The sequence below is a fragment of the Thermoleptolyngbya sp. M55_K2018_002 genome, assembly GCF_015295965.1.
GTDB classification, from domain to species: domain Bacteria; phylum Cyanobacteriota; class Cyanobacteriia; order Elainellales; family Elainellaceae; genus Thermoleptolyngbya; species Thermoleptolyngbya sichuanensis.
Map to the genome: position 1 here is coordinate 21,039 of NZ_DVEA01000375.1, position 6,200 is coordinate 27,238.

General features: G+C 59.2%; 5 protein-coding genes. 2 read left to right on the plus strand and 3 right to left on the minus strand.

Annotated elements, in window-relative coordinates:
* Positions 1–88: 88 nt before the first annotated feature.
* From IGS51_RS19420 to IGS51_RS19430, 3 genes are all read right to left on the minus strand, one after another.
* Positions 89–463, minus strand: a complete 375-nt coding sequence (locus IGS51_RS19420) for a DUF2237 domain-containing protein (protein ID WP_297080441.1) — start codon at positions 461–463, stop codon at positions 89–91.
* A 184-nt stretch (positions 464–647) separates the two neighbouring features.
* Positions 648–1,604, minus strand: a complete 957-nt coding sequence (gene speB, locus IGS51_RS19425) for an agmatinase (protein ID WP_297080442.1) — start codon at positions 1,602–1,604, stop codon at positions 648–650.
* A gap of 210 nt (positions 1,605–1,814) precedes the next feature.
* The gene (locus tag IGS51_RS19430; protein ID WP_297080443.1) at positions 1,815–2,057 is read right to left on the minus strand and encodes a hypothetical protein; all 243 of its coding nucleotides are present in this window, start codon (positions 2,055–2,057) and stop codon (positions 1,815–1,817) included.
* Between the two features lie 453 nt (positions 2,058–2,510).
* Between IGS51_RS19430 and IGS51_RS19435 the strand changes: the two genes are divergently transcribed.
* Both IGS51_RS19435 and IGS51_RS19440 read left to right on the plus strand, forming a co-directional pair.
* The gene (locus IGS51_RS19435; RefSeq protein WP_297080444.1) at positions 2,511–3,332 is read left to right on the plus strand and encodes an ABC transporter ATP-binding protein; all 822 of its coding nucleotides are present in this window, start codon (positions 2,511–2,513) and stop codon (positions 3,330–3,332) included.
* 567 nt (positions 3,333–3,899) lie between these two features.
* Positions 3,900–6,146: a hypothetical protein gene (locus IGS51_RS19440; RefSeq protein ID WP_297080445.1), complete on the plus strand. Its 2,247-nt coding sequence runs from the start codon at positions 3,900–3,902 to the stop codon at positions 6,144–6,146.
* Positions 6,147–6,200: the final 54 nt, after the last annotated feature.

Here is a 6,200-nt window from a genome sequence, read left to right on the forward strand (position 1 = left end):
GCCGCAAGCCGCAATGAGACTTCCCTAACCGCCCAAAATCCAAAATCGCAAATCCAAAATCCAAAATCAATACCAGCCAAACGCCCCATCACCCCGCCAAGTCCAGCGCATGTTTCTCCAACTCGGCCATCGACACATACTCCAGCGCCGAAGCATGAGTCGCAGCTAGCACAACCGGCGGCGCAACACCAGCATCCAGCGCTTCTTTCCAGCGGGAAGCACAGAGACACCAGCGATCGCCCGGTTTGAGGCCGGGAAACCCGTAGGCAGGCATGGGCGTACACAGGTCATTGCCTTGGGCTTTGGTGTAGTCGAGGAATTCCTGAGTCACCTCAGCGCACACGACATGGGCCCCAAAATCGCCCGCCCCCGTGCTGCAACAGCCATCCCGATAAAAGCCCGTCATCGGCGCGATCGAGCAAACCTCCAGCTTGCTGCCCAGCACGTTTCTTGCGTCTGCCATGACTTTCCCCCGCGTTAAATTCAACGACTGCAACCAGCAACGGCGATGCCGCCATCCTTTCGTAGCCTAAGGTTTATAGAAACGAGCGTCAATCAAAACTAGAGGGCAACAAACCGGCCCCCATTTGGCAAACCAAAGCTTTGCATTAGGGCTTTGCATTAGGGCTTTGAACTAGCGCTTTGAACTAGCGCTTCGACAGAGCCACCAGCGACAGAAACTCGTAGCCAATTTGTGCGCCGAGGTGGGCCGTCACCTGGGAATGATCCATCGCAGGCAGCACTTCTACCACGTCGCCGCCGACCCAGGTGAGCCCCGTGCAGGCTCGCAGATAGCCAAGTCCCTGAAAGCTCGTGGGCCCGCCGACTTCGGGGGTGCCCGTGCCGGGGGCAAAGGCAGGATCGAAAAAGTCCACGTCGAAAGACAGGAAGGCTTTGCGATCGCCCACTTTTTCCCGCACCAGCGCCCCGATTTCCTCCGGCGTGTGGCGCATCAGTTGCGTGGTGGTCAGCACGGTGAACCCGGCACGGCGCGGCGTGTCCAGATCGTCAGAATCGTAGAGTGGGCCCCGCATCCCCAGTTGCACCGAGGCTTCGGGAAGGATTAGCCCTTCCTCCACGGCGCGGCGAAACGGCGTGCCGTGGGTGTACTTATGTCCAAAGTAGCTGTCCCAATAGTCGCCGTGTGCGTCGAAATGCACCAGCGCCAGCGGCCCATGAACCGCAGCCAGCGCCCGCAGTTCCCCCAGTGCCACGCTATGGTCGCCGCCAATGCTGAGTGTCACCACACCCGCTTCGGCCAGGGGTTGGATCGTGCGGGCGATCGCCCCCAAGCTGTCCTCGATAAATCCCGGCACCACGGGCGCGTCGCCATAGTCCACACAGGACAGCGTTTCAAACACCATCACGTCTAGCTCAGGGTTGTAGGGCCGCAGCAGCGCCGACGCACCGCGCACCGCCTCTGGCCCAAACCGCGCCCCCACCTTAAACGTCGCCCCTGTATCAAACGGAAGCCCGACAATGGCCACATCTACATCCGCCGGATCTTGCACGTAGGGCAGTCGGGCAAAGGTGCGAACCCCCGAAAAACGCGGCGATTCGAGCGAGTTGGCAGGCTGATAGCGAGGCGGTTTGAGAGAAGGCATGAGAAAAACAGCAGGTAGAAGACAGACGGCCAGAGCGAAAGCATCCTGAGAATGCATTGAATCATGCACTCGCAGGGCAATGGCAAGGCGCAGGCAGGGCAATTCGGGCGATCGCCCCCATAGTCTGCTTCTATTCTGATACAGGTCTGATCAAGGTTGCTGGAGTATTTGGAGGGCTGGAGTGAGCGACCCCCAACCCCCCGCCATCTCCTAGCGCCGCGAGGTATCTCTTGGCAAGTCAATCCGGTCGATGGGCGTAATGGGACGAATCAGGTCAGACCGCTGCACCGTTTGCGCTGAATCCTGTCGAGCAGCAAGCTGAACCGGACGGGCGATCGCCGCTCCTTGCAAACTGATGAAAACCGCAGCAGCGTAGGTGAGCCAGACACCAAACCGCACACCAAGCTGCACACCGAGCCGCACACCGAACCGCGCACCAGAGTCACGTTTCATGGGTCAGATTCCTCTCAAAAATAAATGCACCAAAAGCAAATGCGCCAAAGAATGCGCCAAGGAATGCGCCAAACAAATGCGCCAAAAAGATCGGCTCTCAATGCACCCAGATGTAATACAATTCACCACAAAAGCACTACAGTCCGTACCCTCTCAGCCTATCGATTCCTCCCAACAGGCACACTTCCCCCATCGGGTACTTTTTAGGGCGGCTACATAGGGGCGATGATTACAGCCACTCCTTGCAAACGCAAATCGCTAAAGCAAATCGCCAACGCAAATCGCAAACGCGAGTTGCAGAATACAAAACAGGTCATACAATCTGCTTGCAAACTCCCAACGATTCATTACGAGCTAGCTCTGGAAATTTGTAAATTCGCGAGAATATGGGCGTGGGGAGCATTCAGGCAGTTTATTCACCACAGATTCATTCGCAACAAGGAAAGCTGGGTTATGCTGCTTCGACTTGCAAAATCCGCTGCCGAGTCAGCCCCTTTTTTCAGGGCAGATAGCACTGCGATCGCCCCTCTGCTGGCCGCGCCTCAGGTGGCGACCTCTCTAGCGGGGACCTCTCCAGTGGCGACCTCTCCAGTGGCGACCTCTCCAGTGGCGATCGCCCTGCGCGACATCGATCTGGTCTTTCGCAGCGAAGGAGAGCCGTTTCAGGCGCTTCGACAGATTAATCTAGAAATTCCCCGTGGCTCAGTGCAGTTGATTATGGGCCCAGCGGGCGCAGGCAAAACCACGCTGCTGCAAGTCGTAGCAGGGTTGCTCTCGCCCACCGCAGGCCAGGTCGAACTGCTAGGCACCAATCTGACCCAGTTGTCCCGCGCCGCCCAGGCCCACTTCCGCAATCGGCATCTCGGCATCGTGTTTCAGGATTACAATCTGCTCCGCAGCCTGACGGCGCTGGAGAATGTGGAACTGGCGCTAAATCTCAAAGGAGTTTTTGGCCCAAGTGCCCGCACCGCAGCGCGATCGCTCCTCGATGCCGTAGGGCTAGAAAACCGCGCAAACGTTTTGCCCCGACAGCTTTCGGGCGGACAGCAGCAGCGGGTCGCCGTGGCGCGGGCGCTGGTGGGCCGCCCCGACCTGATTATTGCCGACGAGCCGACTTCGGCGCTGGATTCGGCCAACGGACGCAAGGTCATGGAGTTGCTCTGTCGGCTGGCACGAGAACAGGGCAGCACCGTGCTGATCGCCACGCACGACCCCCGCGTGAGGGAATTTGGAGATGCGATCGCCCACCTCGAAGACGGTCAAATTCGGGCGTAGAACATCTCAGGAAATCTTTGAGGCAGGCCCAGAATACTGTTTACCAGGCCAGAGCAAGCCTTTTCTGGAATGCCGGAAACGGGGCGTGTTTTACTGTCTGGGCAGATCTGATGCAGAGCCAGACGGTAGCGTCGGACAGCCCGGATGAAGCAAGACCCAGCCGCACCGTTTGATATAGCCGAGGCTTCGCCGCTGAATCTCTGCGTCCTGTCAAACTGAAGCTCCTGGTCTGCAACAAAGCAGCGCGACAAGACTCGACTTGGCGCTGCCATTTGCCATCGAACGCATATCCAGCACGTTCAGGATTGACGCATTTGCGCTCAGTTTTCTGAATTTTGGAAGATCTCTCGCAGGCGCAGCCCGTGAGAACTCTTCCAATTGCGTAAGTCCTGACGTTTCAAAAAATGATTCAAGGCTGGATGCTTTGAACGTCGAGATGAAAATGGATTTGGCAATGTCTGTAGAGCTTCTATGAAGGAACTTTCAACTTTTAGTCATCTTTTATTCCCTATGCGATCGCCCTTTTTTCAATCCTTTAGAAGGCTCAAGTCCAGCGGATTTTTGTTGATGTTAGTGTTTGGAAACTTGCACCAATTTGCCCTTGCTCCAGCGCAGGCACAGCCACAGCCCGCCCGCGCCATGACTGGGTTTTGTTTGCAAGAGCAGGATACAGAGAGCGATCGCCACTTTTTTAGCCGGATGCGCCGCCTGGAGGCAGATTTGGCAGCCGAACGGCTGGAGTCCGCCAGCGACCAGATGACTGCCCTGCTGAAGTTGGCTGGCAGCCTGCCCGCATCCCAAAAAGCGCTGCGTCTGGCGGGCTTGATTACCGAAGAACCGGGCTATAATCCCAATCCCTGGCGAACCCTGATCGAGAAAGCCGACGAGCGCGACCAGCCCGGTCTGGTGTTGCCGATGCTGGCAGAAGCCGTGCGGGAAACCCGGACGCTGGGAGCAGGCTACAGCTTTTTGAAATCGCAAACCCTGCTGGCGATCGCCCGTGCTTATCTGGCGCTCGACCAGTTGGAGGCGGCGGGGGCAACGCTGGAACTGGCGGCTCAGGCAGTACAGACAGTGCAAGGCGACGAATTTAAAGTCAACGCGCTAGTGCCGATTGCCGATGCGGCGGTATCGGCCGGACGGGTAGACCGGGCGATCGCGCTGCTGAATCAGGCAAACCGTCATGCCAGCGCCATTGTTCACCCCAACCCAACCCGCCGCAGCAGCGCCCTGGCCAAAGTCGCGGCCAGCTATGCCAAAGCCGGACAGATTACACTGGCGCAGCAAATTGCCCAGCGCCTTACTGACGTGCCCTATGCCCAGGGGCAGGCCAAGCTGGAGATTGTGCGGATGCAACTGACGCAAAGCCAGTGGGAGTCTGCGGCGGCCACAGCCCGGAGCATTGCCGACCCCAGCGCGAGGGCGATCGCCCTGGCCGAAGTCGCCAGTGCCTACACTGCCCGCAACCTGACCGGGGGAGAGGCCCTGTTTCAGGAAGCCGTGACCGTTGCAAAATCAGTCAATGATACCGAATTCACGCTAGAAACCGTGGTCAACACCTACGCAGGTGTTCGCATCGACCCAGCGCTGGCGGTGGCGCAGGAAATGGCGGATGCCGAGAAGCGATCGAGCGTGCTGACCAACCTGGCGCTGCAACTCTGGGGTCAGCAGCAGACAGACCAGGCAGCCGCCGTGATGCAGCAGGTGGAGACTGCACTACGGCAGGTTCCGTCCGATTGGCAAGCCTTTCAGGTTCGCCACCTGGTGCAGCGGGCGATCGCCGTTTCGGCCTATGACCCTGCCATCCGCATCGCCACTGCGCCAACCGATCCTTTTCTGGCGGGCGATCGCGATATCGTTCTCTTGCTGATTGTGCAGCGGGCTGCCGAACGACAAGCCCTGGCCGCCGCAGACCAGGCATGGATGAGCATTGCGCCAGAAAATCTGGAGATTCGCAGTCAGGCCATGATGGCGCTGGCAACAGCCTATGTGAATGCGAACCAGGCAGACCGGGCACTGGAATTGCGTCAGGCGGTTCACCCAACCGATGGGCTAACGCAGGTGCGGCTGACGGCGGCGATCGCTCGTCAACTCCTGCTCACGGGCAATATTGACCCCGCCACGGACTTATTTAACGAGGCACGAACCACTGCCGCCGGGCTAGCGACCCCGATCGATCGCCTGCAAGCGGCCGCAGCAGTGGCACTGGAAGTGGCCAATGCCCGCCAGCCTGTAGATCCGGCCATGCTCGACCTGGTTCGGCGCAGCGCAGTTGAAATCAACGACTTTTCCACCAGCAGCTATTATCTGTGGTCGCTAGTGGAGCAAACCGTGGCCCTGCGCCATTTCGATCTGGCCTTGCAGCTTGCCCTGGCCACGCCCGACCCCGACCGCCGGGAGATGTCGCTGGGAACGGTGGCAGAGGCCGCCCTGCGGGACGGGCACACAGATCAGGTGCTAAAGGTCATCGACCAGAGCCGCACGCCCGAAATCCGCGTTGGGTTGCTGCTGTCTTTGGTGGAGCGGGCCCGCCAGGACGGCCAGCCGCAAGAGGCGATCGCCTACCTCGCTCGCGCCCTAGAACTCGCCCGCACGATTCCCGACCCCGAAATCCGCACCTTCACCTTTGGCAATGAAGGTGGCACAGTTGTAGACGACGACCGCGATCGCGCCAGTGCCTATGAGGCGATCGCCATCCACTATGCCCAACTGGCTCGTCAGGCAGAGGCGCTGCGAGTGGCCGGGCTGATTCAACATCCTCAAGAGCGCGATCGCGTCAGGCGGCGGGTGCTGTGCTACGAGACGCGGACGTAGCGGGGTTCAATCTGTTCAATCGACTAGCTCAATCGACTAGCTCAATCAACTAGC

Coding starts and splice junctions, on each gene's coding strand:
- IGS51_RS19435 (WP_297080444.1), top strand. CDS start 2,511: ATGCTGCTTCGACTTGCAAAATCCGCTGCCGAGTCAGCCCCTTTTTTC.
- IGS51_RS19440 (WP_297080445.1), top strand. CDS start 3,900: ATGTTAGTGTTTGGAAACTTGCACCAATTTGCCCTTGCTCCAGCGCAG.
- speB (WP_297080442.1), bottom strand. CDS start 1,604: ATGCCTTCTCTCAAACCGCCTCGCTATCAGCCTGCCAACTCGCTCGAA.
- IGS51_RS19430 (WP_297080443.1), bottom strand. CDS start 2,057: ATGAAACGTGACTCTGGTGCGCGGTTCGGTGTGCGGCTCGGTGTGCAG.
- IGS51_RS19420 (WP_297080441.1), bottom strand. CDS start 463: ATGGCAGACGCAAGAAACGTGCTGGGCAGCAAGCTGGAGGTTTGCTCG.